General features: G+C 45.6%; 1 protein-coding gene. It reads left to right on the plus strand.

Translation table 11 applies throughout. The features are described from left to right. A partial coding sequence (locus ACRCJ0_RS18095) for an MmgE/PrpD family protein (RefSeq protein WP_431391524.1) occupies positions 1 to 658 on the plus strand: 658 nt, incomplete at both ends.

Raw genomic sequence — 658 nt, forward strand, 5'->3', positions numbered from 1 at the left:
CCATACCGTACAAGGGAGTTACGGTGCCGCTGCAGGTGCGGCCGCTGCCTTGAAATTAGACGCTGATAAGACCGCAAATGCCATTGCCATTGCGGGTACAGGCTACAATTCATTGCGGGTGACTAGAACCGGTGCCCTATCTCATTGGAAAGGGTTAGCTTATCCAAACACGGCCATGGGTGCCATGCATGCGACTTTACTCGCTAGCTACGGCATTACTGGACCTGAAGAGGTCTTTGAAGGAAACAAAGGATTCATGGATTCGATTGCTGGTAAATTTGATATCGACTGGTCGAAAGAAGATTTAAACCGAGTAACCAAAACCATCACCAAACGCTACAATGCTGAAATTCATTCCCAATCTTCTATTGAAGGTTTGTTGGAATTGAAAGACGCAGAAAATATCGCCGCTGATGACATTAAGGAAATTCGCTTGTACACTTTTGACGTAGCCTTCAATATTATCGGGGGTGGCGAGGAAGGTGGCAAAAAGAACATCCAATTCAAAGAGGAAGCAGATCATTCACTACCTTACATGTTAGCTGTCGCCTACTTAGACGGACAAGTCATGCCTGACCAATACGAACCAGCCCGGATTACTAGTTCAGACGTTCAAGACCTCTTACAAAAAGTCCATGTTGAACCAGTTCAAGCATAT

The sequence above is a fragment of the Aerococcus sp. L_32 genome (assembly GCF_050689315.1).